Below are 23960 nucleotides of genomic sequence, written 5' to 3' on the forward strand. Positions count from 1 at the left end.
TGTGTGTGCCTTGAATGGTAAATATAGTTCTTTTAGAAAAGAATCCCCAGAGGGTGCAAGTCCCTTATGCACTGGAGTAACGTCCGGAAGCATTAGCAAGTCGCAAGGTGGTTTGGGGTGACCCAAGCACTGAAGTAAGCGAGACTGCAAACGTCTGCACTGACGAACAGAAACTGGATAAGAGGCATACTAGAGCGGATGAGATGGCACAGCATATCGAAGTCCAACGGTTACCAAAGCTCATTTATGTAGATTCAGCAGGAGTAGACTGAAGGGTATTTACCTTACCGAGGGAGGTCTTGAAAGCTACGGGTTAGCTATATCAAGAAGTCAGCCGAGGTCATAGTAGTTACAAGTAACGAGCTGCAAATAGATACTGCTGAGGACTCACAAAAGTAATGAAGGACTGAACGTTAAGATGTTCCAAATGCCGTAAGGATTCGCCAATGGTGAAAGCCTTACGATAAGCGGAACAGAGAAAACAAATGTTAGAAAAGATGATTGAAAAGGTAGTAAACAGAAAGAACATGCTGCGGGCATATCAGCAAGTGATGTCGAACCAAGGTTCGGCAGGCGTGGATGGTATGTCAGTAAAGGAACTGTCCGACCACCTGCATAAAAACAGGGATAAGATAGTTGCCGATGCATGCAATGGAAAGTATCTGCCACAAACCATCTTAGGGGTAGCAATACCCAAGAGCAACGGGAAGATCCGCCTGTTAGGCATACCAACGGTGACCGACCGTTGGCTACAACAAGCGGTACACCAGGCAATCATGCCGTTATTCGAGGCGGAATTCAAGAAGCACAGCTATGGCTTCCGACCTAACCGCAATGCCCAGCAAGCAGTACAGCAAGCACAAACGAATATCAATGAAGGCTATCAGCACATTGTTGATATAGACCTAAAGAACTTCTTCGATGAAGTGGACCATTGTATTCTGCTACAACTGCTGTATCGCAAGGTAAAATGCCCCTTGACGCTACGCCTGATACGCAAATGGTTGAGAGCACCCATTTTAATAAATGGCAAACTCAGCAAACGCAGAAAAGGAGTACCGCAAGGCAGTCCGCTAAGTCCATTACTATCCAATATCATGTTAGATGAACTGGATAAAGAACTGGAAAAGCAAGGAAACCGCTATGTACGCTATGCCGATGATTTTAGTATTTATACCAAAAGCAAAACCGCAGCTCGCAAAGTTGGTAACAGTGTTTATTTGTTCTTGAAGGACAAACTAAAACTTCCTATCAACAAAGAGAAGAGCGGCATCCGCAGACCCGTACAATTCGAGATACTGGGATACAAATTTGTACCTACGTATACCAAAGGCGAGAAAGGCAAATATCAACTGGTGGTAAGCGATAGGAGCTGGAAATCGCTAAAGCAGCGCTTGAAAACCATCACAAGGAAAACCACACCAAGTAGCTTTGAAGAACGCATCCACAAACTGAAAGAAGTACAAAGAGGCTGGCTTAATTACTTCCGAATGGCAAGTATAACAGGCAAACTCGGCGACACCGACAGTTGGTTGCGCAACAGACTAAGATACTGCATCTGGCACGACTGGAAGAAACCCGAAAGGAAACGGAGAAATCTTATTCGATTGGGAGTTGACAAAGACCATGCCTATGCGTGGAGTAGAACCAGAAAGGGAGGCTGGGCGGTAGCTCAAAGTCCTATTTTAGGAACTACCATTACTTTGAAACGACTGGCTAAGAAAGGGTACGAATCATTGCTCGAACACTACCAAAAAGTAGCTCCACATCTTAACGAACCGCTGTATACGAGAACCGTACGTACAGTGGTGTGAGAGGCGAACCGTGGGCTTTATGGCTCACGGCCGTCTACTCGATTGGTTCAGTATTTTATTAAAACCAAAGTTCTTGTTGTTTCAAAATCATTTCGTCAGCGACATCCTCATATTCTGATTTTTGTAGTAGGCTATATTTTTCTTTTAATTCTATAACCTTACAATTAAAATCTTCTCCATAAGTCTCCGCTAATCCCAAAATCATTTGAGAATTGCTTGGTTGATTGTGATTGATAAAGCTCATTATCTTATCAATATGTTCAACGTCTTGGTCCTGCTGGTTGGGAGAGTCGATAATTATTGGACAGTAGGTAGACGAAGAATATTTCTTCATTAAATGGAAAAATGTAAAATAATATGCAATCAACGCACGTGGTCTTGAACTTCCCGTTTCTTTGGATTCTATTTTAGTAGTTAATGCTTTATAATCATCTGTAATTAGAGAATGAATGTCTAACTTTTTAAGAAATGAAGACATTCTAGAAGTGTAAAAATCTAGGATTTCAGATTTTCTTTCTTTGCTTTCGAATGCCTTAAGTTTTTTCTCTAGTTTCTCCTTTTCTCGTGCATTTGAAATTAGTATTTCATTAAGTTCCGCATACCTTTCAGAAAAAATCGTCTTAACTTGATTCTTACCTGCATTATCAATAATATCCTTTAGTTTTAAGTCGCCTTTTTTTTCTGCTAAGATTTCATTTATCCTTGAGACTTCAGCTGTGACCGAAGAGAGTGAAGCCTTTTCATTTTCTATTTGAGCATTGACTAATTGAACATCTTTCATTAGCTCAAGCAATAAATCTTTACTTCTTCTTTCGTCTCTTGCAATTTCAAATCTTTCTGCAAATGAGTTTTCATACTCAGCACCACATGTTGGGCAACCAACTATTTCTGGTAAATCGTCAGAAGCAAATTTTAAGTCTTTATTACTTTCAAGTATTGCCTGTTTAACGATATTAATTTGTGCTTCAAATGAGGCCTGTAAGTGATATAAATCGTGAAGTTTGTTTTTCAGTTTTTCTTCTTTAGCCAACAAATTTTGAGATTCCGTTAATAATTCTACAATTTCTGCTTTAAAAGAGTCAACATCAATATTAAAATTGGTTTGAGCTAATTTTTCCTTGACTTCTGAAAGAATTTTCGAAGTTAGTTTTTTCTCTTTGTCTGTTTCTTCAATTATTTGAATGAATTCTTGAATTTCTTTTTTGGTAGTGAAATATTCATTTGGCCTTATTCCTGAATGATAATATATACTTTGATTTCGGTAATCCTTTATTTGTTGTAATTGTTTAAACGACTCCCAACTTTTGCTCCAACTTGAATCTTGGTCAACATAATAAGGTAGAAACAAGTATGCAGGAGGTGGTACTATAAACTCAGATTTCTGATTTTGGAAAAGTGGTTGAAAATTGAACAACTCCCCTAAATATGGACCTAGCTCGTTCGTGACGGAAGTAAACTTCTTTACTAGATCACCGTTCTCATTGTAAAAACCGAAAAGTTTCCCATCTCGCAAAATTGAATATTTTGTCCCATCAATTTCAAACTTCAAGAATGCAGAGACATTAGTATTTTTGAATTTCTGATTAAACAATGGTTCAGCTCCCAATGCCCAATAGATACTCTTAATTAAGGAGGACTTACCGGTGTGGTTTTTACCGTGAATCAGTGTTCTTTTCCTGTCGAATAGAACCTTTTTTGCCTTCTTTTCTTTTTGAGAAAGCAGCTGGATTTCCGATATGTATAAGTTTTTCATTCTCCTTTTTTCTAAGATTACGTACTAAATTTTTGAGACTTCCTTTATGATTCATTTATACTATTTATGATTAAACATTTAATGAAGTATTCTTCATAACTTTTGTTTGTTATGAGATTGAATATGTGGTTAATTATTCCAAGTAATCGGAGAGATTTAATATTATGATTTTCTTTGATTAGTATATCGCCAATTTCATGGCGTAAGTTTCTAAGTGGAATACTACTCGAATCTGTTATTAATCTAGCACACATCTCTCTCCAACCATTTTTAAATTTAATGAGTTCTAAATGGCTAATGCTGTCAAGTTCCAAACTTGCTTTTACTTCACTCCATTCTTCTTCTACACTTTTATATAATCCTGCCTTTTGTAAAAAAGCAATGAATTCTGACTTTGATAAACCTTTTATATTTATTATTTCAGAAAAATGTTTGAAAGATTTATCTCCAACAGTTTCGTTAGTTTTTCGTGTGATTTCCCTGAAAACTTGCTCATATGCTAATTGGGAATTTATTTTACTAGAGGGGTTTAGCGAGTTTATTAAAGATGCTAAGGCTCCAACACAATGAGTTGAACTTTCGGAATTACTCAAAGACGTTACCTTGAATTGACCAAGGTTTTCAAATTCGCTTATGGTGATTGTGTGCTCAGATTTAATCGTCTTATCACACTCGTTTTTGTCGTCATCACTTAGGTCATACGGTAGAATTTCAATAAGTGTTTTTGAATCAGTTCCACTTTTAAGATTCTTAAAACTATATGAACCATTCGATATAAAGGTCAACGATTTTACAGCGTCTTCAAATACTATTCGGTTCTGGTAAAGTTTCCCAATTATGGAATTCTTTCCATTTGGTTGTGTAGTCAAATCTTTTATTGTCCAATTTCCTTTGTCCTTAGATTTTATCTGTACACATTCCAAGTCCTTTAAGCTGCTTGAAGAATTGGAAATAATTAGGTCTTCATGAAAGTCAAAAAGAAAGAGATAGTCATCTCTGAAATTATGTTCCTTGATTAGAATATACAAGGATAAGTCCTTCTGGAATTGATATTTTCTAGAAGTTTTTGAGCCTGATTCTTCTCTCGGTTTTGTGGTTAATATCTTGGTATCTATGTTCATTTTTTATATTGAGCCCGCCAAATTCGGTTGTATTATAGCATGTTTCTCAACCCACCTCCTTCATCGCTTCCTTAAAACTACCTGCAATCTCCTGAGCAGTCATCCGGTTCATGGAGATATTCACTTTTAAGTTAAAGCCTGTTGAGTCTGGTGCAGAAAGACGGATATTGCGCTTGGCAAGTGCATCCGAAAAACGTTTCTTATCAATGTTTTTGAGGTCCAGGTGCACAATGTGTGAGCCATTATTGTATTTAACAATTTTACAGCGCTCATCTTTCTGGATCTCGGTAAACAGATACTCTGCTTTTTGCCAGGCACTTTTATATTCCTCTATCCATGAATCAACATAGTGCAGAGCCACCGCAGCGAAAGGCCAAACTGCCGGAATTCCGGCACCAAACATTCTGCGTTCATGGAATAGGTCGTGGGTAAATTCTTTTGAACCTGCCAGAACGGCCCCGCTGGCTGCATTAAAGCATTTGCAAATGGATGTGAAGGAGGTGTCGAACATGGCTCCGTATGTTGCGGGATCAATTCCGGTATGAGCTGCTTGTACAAATAGCCTTGCCCCATCCAAATGGGTTTTAATATCATTTGCCTTGGCATAATTCGTAATGGCTTTCATGTTTTCGAAAGCAAACAAGGTATCCTGTTGCCTGCGCACCGGACTTTCGATACATATTACCCCAACTTTTAAGGCAACTCTTCCTTTTGCTGTTTTGCCGACCACTTCTTCAATCTCGGCCAGGGTCATTTCTGTGGTATTCAGTCCGAGGGGAATAAGGTTCAATGCACTCAGGGTCTGGCAACCATCGCCGGTATCCTGATAGATATGACTTTGTTCCTGTAAAATTACTCTGCGGTTGTTGCCGGCCAGACGTCTCAATGCCATATGGTTTGCCAGTGTACCTGTAGGCATAAAAACCGATGATTCTTTACCCATAAGTTTGGCAAATCTGTTTTCCAGTTCCTCCACCACACCACCGTTGGAATAAAAGTCGGTTTTGATTTTACCCTCGTCAGCAAGTTTCATTAATAACTCGCCATATTCTTTCGGACTCAATGGCACGCCATCATTTACGAAATCGACAGTTTTGCCTGCAAGCGCTGCTGTTTTTTGTGGAATTTCTCCGCCATATACGTCAGATTGTACGGCTGTTGCGGCAATGATACTGCCTAGTTTTACAAAATCTCTTCTGTGCATCGGATTATTTTTATGGTTTTGGTAATACTAAATATCTGATTTTTTGACGAGCAAGTGAAAATAATTAACAGTCATTATCTCTGGCTTAAACTTTAAGACAAACAAGGAGTATCATATCTAAATTAACTTGTACTCGAAATAATATTAAAAAAACCACATAGAAACATAGGATTTTATAGCTTCTAACTTACATTTTAGACACAGATAGCCTTGAAGCTTCGCTTCAATCTATGTGTTTAGATTTTGAGCCTTAGTTTTTTATATATCGAACTCACGTTAAATTATGCATATAAGCCCACAAAATTCCTAGTAGGCCTAAAATGAACTGATTAGACTACATCCCTTTGGCTTTAAGCTTTAAGCTTTCTGCTTTAAGCTTATTACACTTCCTCCCAATATGATTCCTCCACCGTCCCCCAAAACTTTGCTTTAGGTTCCAGGTCAAGATAGGGGTAAGTAACTTTTGAGAGAAAAAGTCCCTGAGGGTGTGCAGGCAATATTTTTGAAGGGATATTTTTGGAGATCAGATGGCTTTCAAATTCATCCACACTCAGGTTACCATCGCCGATTTCAATAAGTTTACGAGCTATAATGCGGATCATCCTGCCCAAAAAGCGGTTGGATGAAATGCGGAAACGAATTCTATCGCCATTGCTGTTTGTGTACAAATTGGCGGCAGAAACATGGCAGATTGTATGTTCGTTTTTATCTGGTGATTTGCAGAATGCACGATAATCTTCGTATTGCGGAAGTAAGGCTACCGCTTTTTTCATTTGCCTGAGATCGAAACTCTGTCTCAGGTAAAGGGAACTGCTATCGCTCAGGAAGGGGTCTTTATAAGTATGGATAAAAAAATCATAAACCCGTTGAATGGCATCAAAGCGGGCATGCGCTTGAGCTTCCATCGGGATAATATCAAAGAGTGCAATATCATCCGGAAGTATGCGGTTTAGCCGGAAAAAGAGATCGAAATTCCAGACTTTTTCTATATCCATGTGGAAGAAGTACTGGCTGGCATGTACCCCTGCATCAGTGCGGCCACAGCCGTAAATTATAATGTTTTGTTTAAAGATCCGGCTAAGGCTGTTTTCTAAAACCTCCTGCACACTCAGCTTATCAGGCTGTCTTTGCCAGCCGAAATATTTGGTGCCCTTATAGCCGATATGAACAAAATATCTCAATTGCAAGCTTTATTCTGCTAAGCTAGTAAATCGAATTTAATGGCCGGCAAACCCGTGTTGTTTAAATTATTAGTAATTTTGTAATTCATACATGACCGGTTCCTTAATTAAAGATTTTAAACCGGATAAATAAGAAGAAAATGAAGACTATCGTTATAATTGGAGGAATAATCCTTGCCGGTGCGACTGTAATTGCAGTTATGATGGACCAGCGTAATGAAGCAGCGAAACCTGCTATTACCACCCAGGGAACTCCGGCAATCCCTTCTCAAGGTAGCGGGGATAATCCGAGCCTTAATCCGGCACACGGTCAGCCCGGGCATCGATGTGATCTTGCAGTAGGAGCTCCCCTGGTTAACACAGATGGGAATCCTATACCTGCTGCAAATCCTCAGAATATTCAGGCAACACCGGCTTTGCCATCGCCCGTTCCTGCAGGTTTAAAGATTAACCCTGCGCACGGTCAGCCTGGGCACAGGTGTGATATTCAGGTGGGAGCACCGTTGTAGTGCGGGTCAAGCCCGCACTGACAGGGTCCAGCGCGTAATCACAGGCAGTGGATCAAGCCCAATGCGACACCTGGATAATAGGCCAGAAATGTTTCACAATATTAATAATTAACCACTTGTCACTGCGGCCTTGAGCCGCAGAGCTGTTTCGCGAATTGCGAATTAAAAAACATTTGATTATCTTTCTGGTATGAAAGAGCATAAGGGCATGCGCCCTCAAGATATTGTAGTCCTTTTGAAACTTATTATTGATTCTGATCAGGAGATTCGGATTAAAGATTTATCCTCAAAACTTTATATTTCCGCCTCAGAGGTTAGTGAATCCTTAAATCGATCGGCGATTTCGGGACTGCTGAATCCTCAGAATAGATCAGTAAACCGGGAAGCTTTTCTGAAGTTTTTAGAATTTGGGCTACCCTATGTTTTCCCGGCACAGCTTGGACCAGTAATGCAGGGAATGTATACTGCCCATTCTGAATCATCCCTTTATTTAAGTTTCTCAACCGAAGAAAAGCTGGTTTGGGCTGATAACCAGGGAAAAGAGCGGGGGCAAACTATTTTGCCGCTTTATCCATCGGTGGTCAAGGCGGTAAAGAAGGATAGAATATTGTACAAGCTACTTGCCTTATGTGATATTATCCGCATTGGTAATTCATCCGACAAAAACAAAGCTATCTGGCAATTAAGAGAGGTATTCCAATCCAAAGTTTCCATTTAATTAAGCCCTTTTCCCTTTAGGCTTTCGCTTTTTTAATTTTAAGAACTGATATTTGTAAGAATCATATTAGCAATGAATAAGCAGGTCACTGAGCAGCCACAAAGCTTAGCTCTAAAAGACAAAAATACCATTTCAGGAAAGACCGTTTATCCGATTCTAATTGCGATCAGTATTTCCCATTTATTGAATGATGCTTTACAATCTATTATTCCAGCAATTTATCCGGTAATAAAAGATACATTCAGTCTGAGTTTTGCCCAGATTGGTTTAATTACTCTTACATTTCAGTTATCAGCCTCCATTTTCCAGCCTTTCGTGGGTTTATATACCGACCGTAAACCTCAACCTTATTCTCTTGCTATCGGGATGGGATTTACGCTTGTAGGGCTTATTTTATTATCCCGGGCAGCGAGTTTTGACATACTGATTCTTTCGGTTGCAATGGTGGGTATTGGTTCATCTATCTTTCATCCGGAGGCTTCCAGGATGGCTCATATGGCTTCTGGTGGCCGGCGTGGATTGGCTCAGTCTATCTTTCAGGTGGGAGGCAATTTTGGCAGTTCTATTGGACCCTTGCTAGCGGCCTTAATAATTGTTCCATATGGTCAGTCAAATATTATCTGGTTCTCTGCGCTTGCGCTGCTCGCGATTATTTTATTGATTAATATAGGAGGATGGTATAAACGTAAGATCAGGATTAAAGCGAAGCGACCTGAAAAAGTAGTTGCCCATGTACAGGTACTTCCTAAAAAAATGATAATTTTTTCTGTGCTGATTCTACTGGTACTGATCTTTTCTAAGTATATCTACCTCACCAGTATGACCACCTACTATACTTTTTATGTGATCCATAAATTTGGAGTTTCGGTTCAGGATTCCCAGGTTTATCTATTTGTTTTCCTTTTTTCGATTGCGGCCGGGACAATCATTGGCGGGCCTTTGGGCGATAAATTTGGCAGAAAATATGTGATTTGGGCTTCAATTCTGGGTGTTGCACCTTTTTCCCTTTTGCTGCCCCATGCCAATCTTTTCTGGACTATAATGCTGACTATTCCAATTGGAGTGATCCTTGCCTCTGCATTTTCTGCCATTCTGGTATATGCCCACGAACTTTTCCCTGGAAAGGTTGGGATGGTATCCGGACTCTTTTTTGGCTTTGCTTTCGGAATGGCTGGAATCGGATCTGCAGTTCTGGGAGGAATAGCCGACCGAACAAGCATAGAGTATGTCTACCAGCTCTGTGCTTTTATGCCTCTGATCGGTCTAATTACGGCTTTTCTGCCAAATATTAAGACCAAGTCCTGAGTTTTCAGGCTAAGGCTGAGGCAAGGTTAAAGCTGATAAAAAAGCGGGTTCCCTTACCGGGCTCGCTTTCAAAGCGTATGTTTCCGTTTTGAAGTTCTGTAAATTCCTTGCAAAGTGAGAGACCCAAACCCACACCTTTTTCATTTTGTGTGCCAAATGTAGATTTTACTCCCAAAGAGAAGAGATCTTTCTGCATTTCGTATGGAATACCCCTCCCGGTATCACTAATTGTGATCAAACAGATATTACCTTCTATCTTTGCCTCAATTCCAATCTGCCCGCCCGCTTCAGTGAATTTTACAGCATTATTTACCAGATTTCTGATCACAAGCTGAAGCATATCCCTATCGGCTAAAACCATGATCGATTTATTTATATTCTCCTCAATCTTTATATTCTTTTCAATTGCAATAGATTGCTGTGCCCTGATAGCAGGTAATATCGATTCTTTAAGATTTACCGGAAGGAGGTTGACACTTACCCCTTCCATTTGTGTTTTACTCCAGAGAAGCAGATTACTGAGCATTTGCTGGGTGTTTTTTGTTTCATTGAGGAGGCTGGCTTCGATTGATTTCCGGTCAATTTCATCAGAATTTAGCTCCGAGAGGATTTCCAGGTAATTCTGAATAGAACCTAGTGGTGACCTCAAATCATGAGCAAGAATAGATAGGAGTTTGTTCTTAGTTTCATTGGATATTTTCAGCTCTTCAGCTTTTTCTTCTGCCACAATTTTTTCTTGATGGTAGCTTTTTCGAATATAAGTTGTAGCAATAAAAATGAGTAAAGCGGTTAGAATATAAGTCGATGCGATATCTGCATACTGTAGAAATAGATTAGGATAACGATGCTCAATCAGTGTGGGGTTATGGTATGATGAATACAGCAGAACCATAACTTCCAGGATGTTTAATGCCAGCCAAAAAGGATATTGATTTTTGGGAACCACTACAGTTATCAGGAAAATACAGAGCAGAAATAACATCAGTCCCGGGCCGTTGATCCCTGAGTTGAAGTAAAAATTTGTCACAAAAAGAGCATTTGCCAACAGCCCAAAGAGTATTATACTGAGCTTTAATTTATTATATACCCGGGATAGGAAGTATAAAAGCAAACCAGTAAGCTGAACAATGCCCATCAAAATAGCAAGTTCGTAAAATCCATAAAAGATATTAATAGGCAGACTTGTAATCAGAATAATAGATGATATGAGACATATCGTATGGAAAATACGTGCCTCGAGCGGGAAGTCTTCTTTAGGACCTATTAAATTGATTATATATTTTTTTACGCTATCTGCTCTCAAAACAAGTTTTTTAATCAATGGCATCTAATGAACAATTCTAATCAATTTACTGATAAGCAAGTGATAAAATTTTTTAATTCGATCAGTTTGTATTGAAAATTGTCTGAACAAATTGTCTGAAATTGTTGATTGTTTATAAGATAATATACTCCTAACATCATGTTCTTTTTTACTGATTACATTCGAATTTATATACGTGATTTTATTAAAAATTAAGTTTAGATTTATTTGGATGAATAATAACAGAAGAAATTTTATCAGAAATTCAGGATTGGTAAGTCTTGGCTTTCTGGGTTTGAGCCAGTTTGCTGCCAATGCAGCTGCCTTAGGATTTATTGAAGAAGGTAATTTTCTGCGCAATTATGGCTCATTAACCCACCGGCAGGGTGATATTTTGAGCTTACCTAAGGGCTTTACAGCAAAAGTGATATCCCGGAAGGGGGATCTAATGAACGATGGGTTTTCAGTCCCCGGAGCTTTTGATGGGATGGGTGTTTTTAAATGGAAAAATAATAAAACCATTCTGATCAGAAATCACGAACTCTCGCCCGGGGCAATAGCAAACGGGCCATTTGGTAATAATAATGAACTGCTTCATAAAGTCAAAAGAAAGGATGTATATGATTTCGGGAATACTGAGAGTTTCTGTTATGGCGGGACAAGCACCATGGTCTATGATGAAAAACTGCAGAAAGTAGAGCTCGAATATTTAAGTTTAATTGGTACAGTAAGAAATTGTGCAGGAGGTATTACTCCATGGAATTCCTGGATTACCTGCGAGGAAAGCACACTGATAAAAGGTGGTGAAAAGGGTAACCTTGAGCTGGACCATGGCTATAATTTCGAAATTTTTGCTTCAGATAAGGTCGGTCTAACCGCACCAGTACCAATCAAACCTATGGGTCGTTTTGTGCATGAAGCAGTAGCGGTTCATCCTTCTAAAGGCATTGTTTATCAGACCGAGGATACCGGAGACAGCCTTTTTTACCGCTACCTGCCCAATAAGTTTGCCGATCTGCATAAGGGTGGCAAATTGCAATGTATGGTCATATCTGAATGGGCAAGTGCAGATACCAGGAATTGGGAGAAATTGAACACTGATAAATTTCCACAAAAGAAAAGCTTTGATGTACACTGGATTGATCTGGATAATGTTGAGGCTCCTGATGATGATCTTCGATTAAGAGGCTATAAGGAAGGTGCGGCCCGATTCGCCCGTGGAGAAGGGATTTGGTATGGTAAGAGTGAACTATTTTTTGCCTGTACAAACGGAGGGCATAAAAGTTACGGGCAAATTTTTAAATACATTCCAAGTAAGTACGAAGGTCATGAACGTGAACGCGAATCACCCGGAAAATTGGAATTATTTCTCGAATCCAATGATATAGATACATTTCAGAGTTGTGATAATCTCACTATAGCTCCATGGGGGGATGTAATCATTTGTGAGGATAAGTCGGATGCAAGAATTATTGGAATTACTCCCGAAGGTAAGACTTATGTCATTGCCAAAAATGTAGGATACCCCAAATCAGAATTTGCAGGCCCGGTATTCTCACCTTCAGGCAAGACCTTGTTTGTAAATATTCAGTCCCCCGGACTAACCCTGGCAATAACCGGTCCCTGGAATACATATAGTTAAGGGAATAGTTAATAAGACAGAAGCTCCGGCAAATTTGCCGGAGCTTCTGTCTTATGTGAAAACGGGTTTATTTCCCTTTAATCCAAACCGAAATATCATTGATCAGATCCGGATTAACGTTTGCCGGTGTGCGGTACTGGGCACCGGTTCCTTTTTCCTTTTGGGAAGATAAGAGGTGGTTTAGATCCGGATAAAGCTTAAATGAGGCATTTTTATTTGCTGCCAGTGTGGTCCGCCAGATATTAAAATCCTGCACAGAAACCTGAAAGTCATGCGCTCCCTGAAGGATAAGAATGCGGTTTTTAATTCTTTTTGATGTGGCCAGCTGATCATAATTATTCAAATCTATCCAATAGGATGCCGGTGCACCGAGTATAATCGAATCAGGAGCGATGTCGCCCAGTTTAAGAAGTCTTGACCGGTCTATTTCATTAGATGATTCAATAAATTGCTGCTTACCTGCGGCAGTGGTATCACCGGATGCTTTATAGATGAAAATATTCTGTTCTGCAATCAGATCAGATAGTTTTCTTGCCGGAGCAGCTGCCAGGATAATCCCATTCAATGATGGAGCAAGAGTGGCAATTCTTGGTGCCAGCATACCTCCAAGGCTATGCCCTAAGAGGTAAATCTGGCTTTTGTTTACACCTGGAAGGGTACTTGCCAGAGTAATTGCACTCAATGCGTCGTCAATTGTTTCTTCTTTAACGGTAAATGCTTTATTAAAGGATCTTGGGTAAACCATGCTACGTTTTACATAACGGATACTCCCGATTCCTTTAGCTGCCAACCCTGCCGCCAGATCTTTAAAAGGTTTATTGGGCCCAACAGTTTCATCCATATCAGAGGGGCCTGAACCATGAACCATTATAACTACAGGGAAGCTGGTTAAATTTTTCGGACTGGTAAATATACCGGCCATCTGGCCATCTTCAAATTTTATGCTGATCTCTTTCTCTGTATAAAGTGTTGTATCTGCATAAGCCGGAGCAGCGTATTCGGCTTCAGTTGCTACAGGTGTAACAAAGAATCCCAGCAGTTTTTCAGATTTATTGAATACAAAAGTGAAAGTTTGAGATCCCTTTGAGAATCCGCAAGTCAGAGTAACCTCAAAATAATCACCCTTAACAGAGTTCTTGGCACCATCTACAGATTCATAGGTTCCAAGGCTGTTTCCAAGTCTGAGCCAGAATAGCTTTAATTCATCTGCAGAGATTTGGCCTTTTACGCTCTCATCAAAAAAGCCATGTGCCTCCTCAAAATTACCCTTATCCATCGTGTCGAAAAACGAATCGGCACGGTTGATCAGATTGACAATGCTTTGGGCAAAGGTGATCTGACTTATAAATAACAGTACAAAAAGGATCTTAAATGATTTCATCAGTTTAATAAATTTCTATTTCAGGCTCGAAAGATAATAAAATTAAGGTTTAAAGGACACAGAATAAAATCCAGACAGGCTTTGCATGGTATCTGAAAAAACACCTTGTTTGGAATATACTATTTAATGATCGGGTTTAAGATGCTTTTCTGGGTGGTATGAGAGTTTCTTTAGTTGGGATACCTGCTGTTGAGTACATTCCAGATGTAAACAGGGTTTTCGATTGTTCTCCTCAGGTTTTATTTCAATGTCTTTATTTCGGATTAACAAACTCATTCAATTCAATATCAGGCATTTAGGTTTACATTTCGATTCCAGCGGAAGCTGGAATCTCCTAACCACCAAACAACCTTTGTCATTCCCGCGAAAGCGGGAACCCCATATTCCACACAGCGATTTTAACCCATAGAGTCTAAGTGGACTCTTAAATAATACAATGAACCTCTATCACTGGCCGGTATCCGCTACAATCGGGTTTATCAACAAACAGACCTGCTATTATGAAGAATCGATCCTATTCACATCGAAAGAGGGTTGAAATTTTTTTTCATCCGGCATAGGGGTAAAAGTTCTTTTACCTGTCTCATCCCAAATATTAAAGAAATGAACATAAAAATGAACAACTATTCGGGCTATGCAAAATGGATTTTTGTCTTAGCCATTATAGCATTGAGCTTTACTGCTAATGCTCAGAAAGTACAATCTGATAAGGTTAATATAGGATTTGCCTACCCGATCAGTACCAATGGAACACATGCCGCTGCAGACACCAATTATTTCTCCCTGAATATAATTGCAGGGGTTTCTGCCGCAGAGAGAGGCTTTTCGTTTGCAGGAATATCCTCAGTTGTAAAGAATGATGTAAAGGGGATCATGTTTGCAGGTTTTTCCAATCATGTAGGTAAAGGGGTAGAAGGGATGATGTTTGCCGGCTTTATGAATAGCTATTTCGAAGCAAAAGGGATGCAATTTGCCGGCTTTAGCAATATTTCTAAAGGCAAAGTTACAGGCGCCCAGTTCTCCGGCTTCTTAAGCAAAGCCACGGATGTGCAGGGTGCGCAGTTAGCGGGTTTTGCAAATGTAGCAAGAGATGTAACCGGGCCGCAGTTGGCAGGTTTCAGTAATGTTTCACGTAAAATAACAGGCTCACAGTTTTCTGGTTTTATTAATACTGCAGGGGATGTAAAGGGCTCACAGTTTGCAGGTTTCATTAATGTTGCGAGAAAAGTAAGCGGGGTACAGGCTGCAGGCTTTATCAATGTTGCCGACAGTAGTGATTATCCCCTTGGAATCATCAATATTATCAGGAATGGAGAAAAAGGCATCGGAATTAGCATTGATGAAAATGAGACTGGCTTGCTCTCATTTCGCTCCGGCGGTAAAATATTGTACGGAATCATTGCTGCCGGATATAATTTCAGAAATAAAGAAGAGGTATATGCCTTTGAAGCAGGTTTAGGTGCCCATTTTTTGAATACTTCAGTTTTCAGAATGAATGCTGAAATAACAACCCAAACACTCGAAAGCTTCAAATCTGGTGAATATTTCAAATCCTCAGTTCGCTTAATGCCATCCTTAAGACCGGTTCGGGGGCTGGAGCTATTCGGCGGACCGGTATTCAATTATGTGAATACCAATACAACCGAAGGCAGGGCGATTACAGATAAATACATCCGCACCTGGGAGAATCGTTGGGGCAATAATTTCGAAGGGATCTACATCGGATTTAATGCCGGAATTAACTTCTTATTCTAATTTAAATACAATAAAAATATTACATAAACGCCTAATTAAAAGAATTATAACAATTAAAAAATAAAAATCATGAGAACTACTTTATTTATTGCAATTATCAGTTTATTCTTTTTTTCATGCACCAAAGACAGACTGGTTGCTGATGGAAATATTATGACCGAAGTACGTAATCCCGGTACATTTACCGGGGTACACAGCAGTGGAGCTAACCCGATTAAAATTACCTATGGAAATGAATTTAAAGTTGAGATCAAGGGTTCAGGAAACCTGATTCCAAGATATAAAACCAGTATCCACAATGGAATATTGAACCTTGGTTATGAATTTGTGAATGTACGAAAAGATGATATCGAGGTTTTTGTCACTATGCCGGCAATTAATAGTGCATCAATGAGTGGCAGCGGGAAGCTGGATATCAATGGTAATTTCCCTGCACAAAATCTGTTTCGTTTAACGATAAGCGGTTCATCAAATACCAAAGTGAATGATGCTTTTAATGCGGATGAAGTGAATGTAACTATTTCAGGTTCAGGAGATGCTAATCTGGAGAAGATACTCAGTAATAATGGGGATGTTAAGATTAGCGGCAGTGGTGATGTACGCCTAAGTGTACAGAAGACGCTCAAGGTCAGAATCAGCGGAAGCGGGAAAATCTACTATACCGGAAATGCAGCGGTTGATTCCGAGATCAGTGGAAGCGGTACTGTTGTTAAATTTTAAGTGAAGGTCATTCGGATGGGATTAGTGATAATACCAAACACAGGGAAACCGCAGGCCGACTCTCCGCCTGGTTATTAAATCAGGCGGAGAGTTAATGTAACAATTTGGGGTATTTGAAAGTCTAAAAGGCAAAATCAGAGCGGAGCCTGCAATTGGAACAAATACACACAGGGAACAAAACCACCGGACTACAATATGATGATGCTGCTTTTGAACAATTGTTTAAAGCACATTTTAAGGCTTTGCATGCCTATGCCAGTATGATGCTGCATCAGGATAGTCATGCCGAGGAAATTGTTCAGGGAATGTTTTTGAAACTTTGGGAAAAACGCGGAAACCTGGATGTTCAGACATCCATAAAGGCCTATCTTTACAAATGTGTTCATAATGATTGCCTGAACTATATAAATCATAAAAAAATACAATTGAAGTATCAGGACCATGCTGTTTTTACGATGAACGGACAAGCCGGGAAAACCTCCGATAAGATTGAGCTGGATGAATTGCGGCTGCGTTTGAGGGAAGCACTGAATGAGCTACCTGAGCAATGCCGTACCATATTTCAGATGAGCCGTTTCGAAGAGCTGAAATACAGGGAAATTGCCGATCAGCTCGGTCTTTCGGTAAAAACCATCGAAAACCAGATGGGAAAAGCATTAAAAATACTTCGCATCAAGTTAGTTGACTTTTTGCCTTCAATAATACTTTTGTTTCACAGCGATTTTTTTAATTCCTGAACAGGATGAGCGACGATCTGTTAATAAAATATCTGCTTAGAGAAACAAGTCCGGAAGAGGATATTGAGTTGAGCCATTGGCTTGCTGAAGATTCTGAAAACCGAAAAGAATTTGAACGATTTGAGCTGATCTGGAACGAAAGTAAAAAGCTCGAACAGAATAGTACGGTCGACCCGGAGGCAGCCTGGGTTAAATTTAAAGAACAAATCCCTGCTACCGCCCCGAGGGCAGTTATCCGTCCAATTTCAAACAGATTTGGCTGGCTCCGTATTGCTGCCGTCTTATTTATTATTGCCGGGGCATGGTCATTCTATTTGATCCTTAGACAAAATGGATACAATACCATATCCTCAGGCCAAATGGTTCGAACAGAGGTTTTACCGGATGGTTCTGAGGTTACACTGAATAAGAATGCTGTACTTTCTTATAAAAAGGATTTTAAAGGAAATATGCGCAGCGTTAAGCTGGAGCAGGGTGAGGTTTTCTTCGATGTAAGTCCGGATAAAGCAAGGCCATTCATTATCGATGCCGACCAGGTGAACATCCGGGTATTGGGAACATCATTCAATGTTAAAAAGAATAGCGATCTCACTGAGGTGATTGTTGAAAGCGGATTGGTGAGGGTGAGTTTAAAAGACCAGCAGATCGAATTGAAAAAGGGTGAAAAAGTGCTGATAAAAGGTACTGAGGCCAAATTGCAAAAAGAGCTTAGCACAGATAATTTGTATAATTATTATCGCACAAATATTTTTGTAGCTGATAATACCCCGCTTTGGCGTATGGTTGAGATCCTGAATGAGGCATATGAGGTTAAAATCGAAATCGCCGATCCAAAATTGCGCGATTTGACCCTGAATACAACATTTAAGGGTGAATCACTCGATACCATACTTCATATTATTTCGGAAACCCTTAGAATTAAGGTTCAAAAAGAGGGTGACAAGATTATTTTAAATTAAGGGCAGATTGATGAAACTGAAGAGTCTGTTAATCATGCTTTTTATATGCTCTGGCTTATCCTTAAAGGCACAGCACTCTGCTGAAATTCCCAAATTATACCGGCGTATCACCATAAACGCAGATAAAAAGCCCCTGGCTGAGGTTTTGAACGAAATTAGCAGGAAAGGAAATTTTATTTTTTCCTACAGCGGTACTGTTTTTAATCCGGATAGCCTGGTCACATTGAATGTTAAAAATGAAACCGTTCGTGATATACTCGACCGGATTTTTCTAAACATGGCAGATTACCGTGAGAGTGCAAACTATGTAATTCTCCGATCTACGATCAGAAGATTTTCTATTCAGCCTGATATTATTAAAACGGATCAGCGGCATTACCTGATCAGCGGTCATGTAATTGATGAGCAAACAGGAAAAAAGGTTCCTGATGCGAGTGTTTATGAAAAACGCCTTCTGGAATCTAATCTGACCGATAAAGATGGATATTTCAAGCTGCGGATCAGGGGCAGCCACCAATCGGTTATTCTAACCCTGAGCAAGGAGTCCTACCGCGATACCAGTATGATGTTTCTCTCAACCGTGACCATTAAACCTGAGGGATATACCTATGAGGATGAGGAATATATGTCCTATGCCTCAAATATTGTCGAGAAACTTGGAATCGGAAGGTTTCTGGTCTCAGCAAAGCAGCAAATACAAAGTTTGAATATATCGGGATTTCTAACCAGCAGTCCCTATCAGGCCTCGCTGCTTCCGGGCCTAAGTTCACATGGTATGTTCAGTTCCCAGGTTATAAATAAAGCCTCTTTGAATATTTTGGGAGGCTATACTGCCGGCGTTGATGGTGCAGAAGTCGCGGGACTCTTCAATATCAGTAAAAATAATGTGCAATATGTTCAGCTAGCCGGGCTGGCCAATCTGGTTGGAGGTTCGGTGCGGGGTTTTCAGGCTGGGGGCCTGGTAAATTCAGTTTTGGATAGTCTTGTCGGTTTTCAGGCAGCTGGCCTGGTGAATGATGTGCGAAGCGGTACTGAGGGCTGGCAGGCTGCAGGGATATTTAACCATGTAAGACGTGATTTGAATGGAATGCAGGTGGCCGGTATTGGAAATCTGGTTTCGGGCAATACCCGTGGAGTTCAAATCTCAGGTATTGGAAATGTGGCCGCAAAAGAAATGAAGGGTATACAGATCGGAGGGATTTTCAACTTTGCGAAAGAGATGAAAGGAATACAGATCGGTCTGATTAATGTTGCTGATACCTCTTCAGGTTTTAGCCTTGGCCTGATCAACTGGGTAAATAAGGGATATCATAAAGTGAGCTTATCATCCACAGATATTTTTGGAACCCAGCTGGCCGTAAAGACCGGGACTGCAAAATTTTATACCATGCTGATTCTGGCAGGAAGTTATGGACTTAACGATCGGGTTTATTCTGCTGGATATGGTATGGGCCATGATTTTATTTTCAGTAAAAAGCTATCAGCTTCTGCAGAACTATCATCCCAGGGGCTATATCTCGGAAATTGGGATTATCCGAATATCCTGACTAAGGGTCAGTTAAATATGCAGTTTAAACTTTTTAAAGGATTAAGTGCATTTGCCGGACCTTCGTACTCATTTTATTACTCCGACCCGGCAAGTCTGAGTGAGGAGGCTTACCGAGCCAGGGTTGCACCAAAATCTGCGAAGGTTTATTCAACAAAAACAAAGGGCTGGTTAGGCTGGTCTGCCGGAATTACCCTGTTCTGATTCTAGTTTATGATTGATTGAATTGGATCCTGATCAATCAAATTAATTGCTTAATTTTTATATTTACCCCAATCACCTTATGAATCGAATCGATCGTATTTCTGCCATTCTTATACAACTGCAATCAAGAAGGGTGGTTAAGGCCCAGGATATTGCCGATCGTTTTCAGATAAGCTTACGAACAGTTTACCGTGATATCCGGACATTAGAGCAGGGAGGGATCCCACTGATTGGTGAGGCCGGTATCGGTTACTCACTTGTAGATGGATTTCGTCTGCCTCCGGTTATGTTTACCCCTGAAGAGGCCATCGCCTTTCTTACTGCAGAAAAACTGGTGGCTAAATTGACCGATGGCCCCAACAGCAGAAATTACAGCTCTGCAATGTATAAAATCAGGGCAGTATTAAATCTATCGGAGAAAGAATTGCTTGAAAGTATTGACGACCGGATTGAGGTTTTCAGAAGGCCCGGAGATGCGCCCATACAGCCCGATCTGCATTTGCTTCAACCAATTTTGAAAAGTGTGGACCAGGGAAAAGTGATCAGAATAAAATACCACTCAAATTATAAACAGGAGAATACCGAACGCCTGGTTGAGCCGATTGGAATTTTTTTTACGGATAATTACTGGCATCTCATCGCCTGGTGCCGGATGCGGAATGATTATCGTGACTTCAGGCTTGACCGTATTTTATCTATTCACACAAGCGATACCCCCTTTGAAAAGTCACATCCGGGTTTGAAAGAATACCTGCAGAGCAGAAAAACTGAAGACATAGAAAATCTGGAGCTTATTGTGATCAGTTTACCTCAATCTAAAGCATATTGGCTTGATAATCAGAAATATTACTACGGTTTTGTCTCCCAAAGCGTTCTTGATGATCAGCTGGAAATGACCTTTTTATGTTCTTCTCCTGAAAGTTTTGCCCGATGGTTTATGATGTTTGGGGGTTCTGCTACAATAATTGAATCAGAATCATTAAAGAATCATGTAAGGCAGATGATCGGGGCAATATCAAAAAGTTTATAATCCTGTTGACATAGGGTTGTCATTCGCCGGGGTTTTATTTGTATTTAATTAAACAGATAAAACTATGATTTTGATCAAAAACTTCCTTAAGGAGCTCGAAAATGAAGCTCAAACAACAAAAAAAATGCTTTCAAGGATACCGGATGATAAATTCAGCTGGAAGCCACATGTAAAAAGCATGGATGTTAAAACCCTTGCAACCCATATTGCTGAATTACCTGGATGGGTAGGAATGACTTTAAATACCGACGGACTGGATTTCGCTGTTCATCCTTATTCACCTCCTGAAGTTCGCAGTACATCAGCATTACTTCAACTTCTGGAAACTTCTCTTGAAGATGCCAGAACCAACCTGGCAAAGGCCGAAGATAAAGACCTGATTCCCGACTGGACGCTTAGAACAGGTGATATGATTCATGTGGTGTCCTCAAAAGAGGATATGATTCGCATGACTTTCAGCCAGATTATTCACCATCGCGCACAGTTGGGAGTATATCTCCGCTTGCTGAATATTCCAATTCCAGGAAGTTATGGACCTAGTGCTGATGAGGCGAATTAAAGCGGGATGATTATCTAACTATAAAGTTTAGGGTGCTATGTCAGGGTGTTAAATAGGTTTTATAGGAAACCTTCTGTTGTGCTGATATTAAGGGCAACCCCGCTTTTCGCTCATACTCCACAGGGCTTAACCACAGGCCGGTATCCGCTACAATCGGGTTTAAAAACTTAGCACAGTTCTATTAAACCCTGACCTTCGCCAATTTTATCTAACAGTTAAAGCCGCTCCTGAGTCGGGGAGCGGCCTATCTGCTACGTATTACTTGAACATACTACTGCTCAATTCTTTATCAATAGTGATATAACCCGGATATTTGATCAGTTTATTTCCAACCCGTATACTGGGGCGAACTTTAATGCTGATCAGACTTTTCGGCATATTTTCTCTACCCTCCGACCCTCTCAGATAGGAAAAGATTTCTTCTCTTGTGTTTCTATCGGATAGGATGGAGTAAATATTGGCACGGATCATTATTGGCACAACAGTAGTTTCCTCCGGATTAATATCTATCCGGCCATCTGTAGTCCCATTGACCAGTTCCTGGCCTTTAAATGAAATGATATAATCGAACTGATTAATCTCAATAGCTTTTGATCCGGGGTTTTCAATTCCCAGATTAAGCCTTGCCCTTAAGGGGATATCCTTTCTTAAAAGCCCAATGGCGAGCTCGGGGAGACTGCCAAGGTCGAATGTTCCGGTTTTGATTTGTCTTGTAATATCCCTGCCACCAACATAGACACTATCCGCAGATTTTATATCGTAGCGGCATTGTTCCAGCATACTGATTTTATTGGATACTCCACAGCCTGAAGCAATCAAGGCAATAAAACTAATTAACAGAATTTTTTTCATACACACTTAATGCAGATATAATGCCAAATACCTCTTTTATTAATTTATTAGAACTGAGTCTGAATAGTTATTACTGGCTTTTTGCCACCTTTATTAAGTTGACCTCAGTAATGTTTGTAGTTGTTTTTTTGTCAACATTATAAGTTATTGCATCGGGGGCAGTCCCAGTATACATACCATTAATAAATTGACAATCAGATACTTGAGATTCAACCAGAATTAATGATTTTCCATCACCGAAAAGATTTGTCGCATAAATATTATTTATTTTACCCCTGACCGAATTATCACCATAACCCCGGCCACCTACCAATACAGTATAAGGGCTGCCACCATAGGGAGGCGGGGTATCGGGTCTTGCTTTTGTAATAACCCCGTTGATATATACATGATGTATGCTTGCATTGTCACTTGCCCTGATAGCAACACCTGTATAATTCGTTTGACAATTTGTAATAAACACCTGCTCGGTATCATCTTCAGGACCAGCCCACCTGGTGGAAGTAACCTGGTAAGAATTGATATCCCCATTGGTATGATAATAAGGTGCAGCATCCAGACTTGAAAGGGCAATTAAATCATCGCCATTTATCCCGGTAATATTGTCTATCCTGAAATATTTACAGCCGTGACGCAGATTTATACCGTCTTTATTATATGTTTTAACCTCAGTTCCATTTACCTGAATATATTCCGGATTTATAAACCGCAATGCCGACAATTCAACGTTTATGGTCCGTTCAAAACTGATAGCCCATGCATGTGAGTTCTTAATTGTTATATTTTTTAACTTAAATCCATCCACTTTTGCAATCTGTATCATATTATTACGCCAGTCTCCTTTCTGTTTGATGCCCTCCTTTCCGGCATCACTACCATAACTTACTCTTCCTTTCTCATTAGTTAATGTAAGTGTACGGTAAGCATCCCCTGTTGATCGTGGATTATCTGCACCTCTCAATTGTACATCCCCTATTCCTATAATACTGATATTATAATTCCATGCAGGATCTGTTATTCCGGCACCTACGTTATCACTTCTGAACATATTGTCCCTGCAGCTATCCGATAATTGAATAATGCAATTGTCAAGTATCAAGCTCATATTACTGGGCAATAAAATCGCCCGGTCAATCTTCCAGATATTTCCTCCCTTTGAATTCTGCATTGGGATAACAACTTTATTGCTTTTGCCTTTTGCTGCATTTATAGCTTTTTGAATGCGCTCGGCATCAGTCCCTTTAAAATTATTAGGTGTTATTACAGCTCCTGCTTTGCTCGGTTCAAGTCCAGGGACAATTTTCCCGGCCTTCTTTAGCTCTTTTCCTGCACTTGTTTGAATCTGCAGAATACAACATTGTAGTAATAAGAAAAAGAAAGTACCTCGTAGTTTTATTCGAAACATGTTGAATTTTTAAGGGTGGATAATGAATTTGGATAATTAAACTTATCAATTTTATTTTACATGGCTAATTGCAACTCTTTTGAAGCACTTTTAAACAAATCATATTCTAAGTTTAACAAATACTTTTTGTTAATTCCGTAGTTTTGAATTACTGTTATTAAAGCTTACAATTATTATTAAAAAACGAAATATTTTTAATTATAAAGAGAATATTTTACTCAATACTCTATACTCAATACTCAATACTCAATACTCAATACTC

General features: G+C 39.8%; 20 protein-coding genes. 12 read left to right on the forward strand and 8 right to left on the reverse strand.

Annotation, left to right across the window (positions count from 1 at the left end; translation table 11 throughout):
• Positions 1-485: 485 nt before the first annotated feature.
• Complete coding sequence (gene ltrA / locus Q8S11_RS00040; RefSeq protein WP_305660022.1) at positions 486-1814, forward strand: group II intron reverse transcriptase/maturase; 1329 nt, start codon at positions 486-488, stop codon at positions 1812-1814.
• A gap of 58 nt (positions 1815-1872) precedes the next feature.
• Here ltrA and Q8S11_RS00045 read toward each other — a convergent pair whose 3' ends face one another.
• The 4 genes from Q8S11_RS00045 to truA form a co-directional block, all read right to left on the reverse strand.
• Positions 1873-3567 carry a hypothetical protein gene (locus tag Q8S11_RS00045; RefSeq protein WP_305660023.1) on the reverse strand — a complete coding sequence of 565 codons (1695 nt, stop codon included), beginning with the start codon at positions 3565-3567 and terminating at the stop codon, positions 1873-1875.
• A gap of 44 nt (positions 3568-3611) precedes the next feature.
• Positions 3612-4688 (reverse strand): dsDNA nuclease domain-containing protein, encoded by a 1077-nt coding sequence (locus tag Q8S11_RS00050; protein WP_305660024.1) that lies wholly within the window; start codon positions 4686-4688, stop codon positions 3612-3614.
• A gap of 46 nt (positions 4689-4734) precedes the next feature.
• The gene (locus tag Q8S11_RS00055) at positions 4735-5892 is read right to left on the reverse strand and encodes a low specificity L-threonine aldolase (RefSeq protein ID WP_305660025.1); all 1158 of its coding nucleotides are present in this window, start codon (positions 5890-5892) and stop codon (positions 4735-4737) included.
• A gap of 380 nt (positions 5893-6272) precedes the next feature.
• The gene (gene truA / locus Q8S11_RS00060; RefSeq protein WP_305660026.1) at positions 6273-7073 is read right to left on the reverse strand and encodes a tRNA pseudouridine(38-40) synthase TruA; all 801 of its coding nucleotides are present in this window, start codon (positions 7071-7073) and stop codon (positions 6273-6275) included.
• 140 nt (positions 7074-7213) lie between these two features.
• On the opposite strand from truA, the gene Q8S11_RS00065 reads away from it, so the two are divergent.
• From Q8S11_RS00065 to Q8S11_RS00075, 3 genes are all read left to right on the forward strand, one after another.
• Complete coding sequence (locus Q8S11_RS00065; protein ID WP_305660027.1) at positions 7214-7582, forward strand: hypothetical protein; 369 nt, start codon at positions 7214-7216, stop codon at positions 7580-7582.
• Between the two features lie 190 nt (positions 7583-7772).
• A complete protein-coding gene (locus Q8S11_RS00070) occupies positions 7773-8300 on the forward strand; it encodes a hypothetical protein (RefSeq protein ID WP_305660028.1) in 528 nt (175 codons plus the stop codon).
• 72 nt (positions 8301-8372) lie between these two features.
• A complete protein-coding gene (locus tag Q8S11_RS00075; protein ID WP_305660029.1) occupies positions 8373-9605 on the forward strand; it encodes an MFS transporter in 1233 nt (410 codons plus the stop codon).
• Positions 9606-9609: 4 nt separating this feature from the next.
• Here the strand turns inward: Q8S11_RS00075 and Q8S11_RS00080 are convergent, their stop codons facing one another.
• Complete coding sequence (locus Q8S11_RS00080; RefSeq protein ID WP_305660030.1) at positions 9610-10932, reverse strand: sensor histidine kinase KdpD; 1323 nt, start codon at positions 10930-10932, stop codon at positions 9610-9612.
• 208 nt (positions 10933-11140) lie between these two features.
• Between Q8S11_RS00080 and Q8S11_RS00085 the strand changes: the two genes are divergently transcribed.
• The gene (locus tag Q8S11_RS00085; RefSeq protein ID WP_305660031.1) at positions 11141-12550 is read left to right on the forward strand and encodes an alkaline phosphatase PhoX; all 1410 of its coding nucleotides are present in this window, start codon (positions 11141-11143) and stop codon (positions 12548-12550) included.
• Between the two features lie 67 nt (positions 12551-12617).
• Here Q8S11_RS00085 and Q8S11_RS00090 read toward each other — a convergent pair whose 3' ends face one another.
• Positions 12618-13931: a DUF3887 domain-containing protein gene (locus Q8S11_RS00090; RefSeq protein ID WP_305660032.1), complete on the reverse strand. Its 1314-nt coding sequence runs from the start codon at positions 13929-13931 to the stop codon at positions 12618-12620.
• A gap of 615 nt (positions 13932-14546) precedes the next feature.
• Here Q8S11_RS00090 and Q8S11_RS00095 point away from each other — a divergent pair.
• From Q8S11_RS00095 to Q8S11_RS00125, 7 genes are all read left to right on the forward strand, one after another.
• Positions 14547-15686: a hypothetical protein gene (locus Q8S11_RS00095; protein WP_305660033.1), complete on the forward strand. Its 1140-nt coding sequence runs from the start codon at positions 14547-14549 to the stop codon at positions 15684-15686.
• Positions 15687-15755: 69 nt separating this feature from the next.
• Positions 15756-16406 (forward strand): GIN domain-containing protein, encoded by a 651-nt coding sequence (locus Q8S11_RS00100; RefSeq protein WP_305660034.1) that lies wholly within the window; start codon positions 15756-15758, stop codon positions 16404-16406.
• Between the two features lie 152 nt (positions 16407-16558).
• Complete coding sequence (locus Q8S11_RS00105; RefSeq protein ID WP_305660035.1) at positions 16559-17143, forward strand: RNA polymerase sigma-70 factor; 585 nt, start codon at positions 16559-16561, stop codon at positions 17141-17143.
• 5 nt (positions 17144-17148) lie between these two features.
• On the forward strand, positions 17149-18102 hold the full coding sequence (locus Q8S11_RS00110) for a FecR domain-containing protein (RefSeq protein ID WP_305660036.1): 954 nt from the start codon (positions 17149-17151) through the stop codon (positions 18100-18102).
• A 10-nt stretch (positions 18103-18112) separates the two neighbouring features.
• Positions 18113-19852, forward strand: a complete 1740-nt coding sequence (locus Q8S11_RS00115) for an LA_2272 family surface repeat-containing protein (protein WP_305660037.1) — start codon at positions 18113-18115, stop codon at positions 19850-19852.
• Between the two features lie 79 nt (positions 19853-19931).
• Positions 19932-20882, forward strand: coding sequence for a YafY family protein (locus Q8S11_RS00120; RefSeq protein WP_305660038.1), 951 nt, complete (start codon positions 19932-19934; stop codon positions 20880-20882).
• Positions 20883-20946: 64 nt separating this feature from the next.
• Positions 20947-21441, forward strand: a complete 495-nt coding sequence (locus Q8S11_RS00125) for a DinB family protein (RefSeq protein ID WP_305660039.1) — start codon at positions 20947-20949, stop codon at positions 21439-21441.
• Positions 21442-21699: 258 nt separating this feature from the next.
• On the opposite strand, the gene Q8S11_RS00130 is transcribed toward Q8S11_RS00125, so the two are convergent.
• Positions 21700-22293, reverse strand: coding sequence for a hypothetical protein (locus tag Q8S11_RS00130; protein ID WP_305660040.1), 594 nt, complete (start codon positions 22291-22293; stop codon positions 21700-21702).
• A 70-nt stretch (positions 22294-22363) separates the two neighbouring features.
• Positions 22364-23698 (reverse strand): glycosyl hydrolase family 28 protein, encoded by a 1335-nt coding sequence (locus Q8S11_RS00135; RefSeq protein WP_305660041.1) that lies wholly within the window; start codon positions 23696-23698, stop codon positions 22364-22366.
• Between the last annotated feature and the right edge of the window lie 262 nt (positions 23699-23960).

The organism is Daejeonella sp. (assembly GCF_030695525.1).
Lineage (GTDB): Bacteria > Bacteroidota > Bacteroidia > Sphingobacteriales > Sphingobacteriaceae > Daejeonella.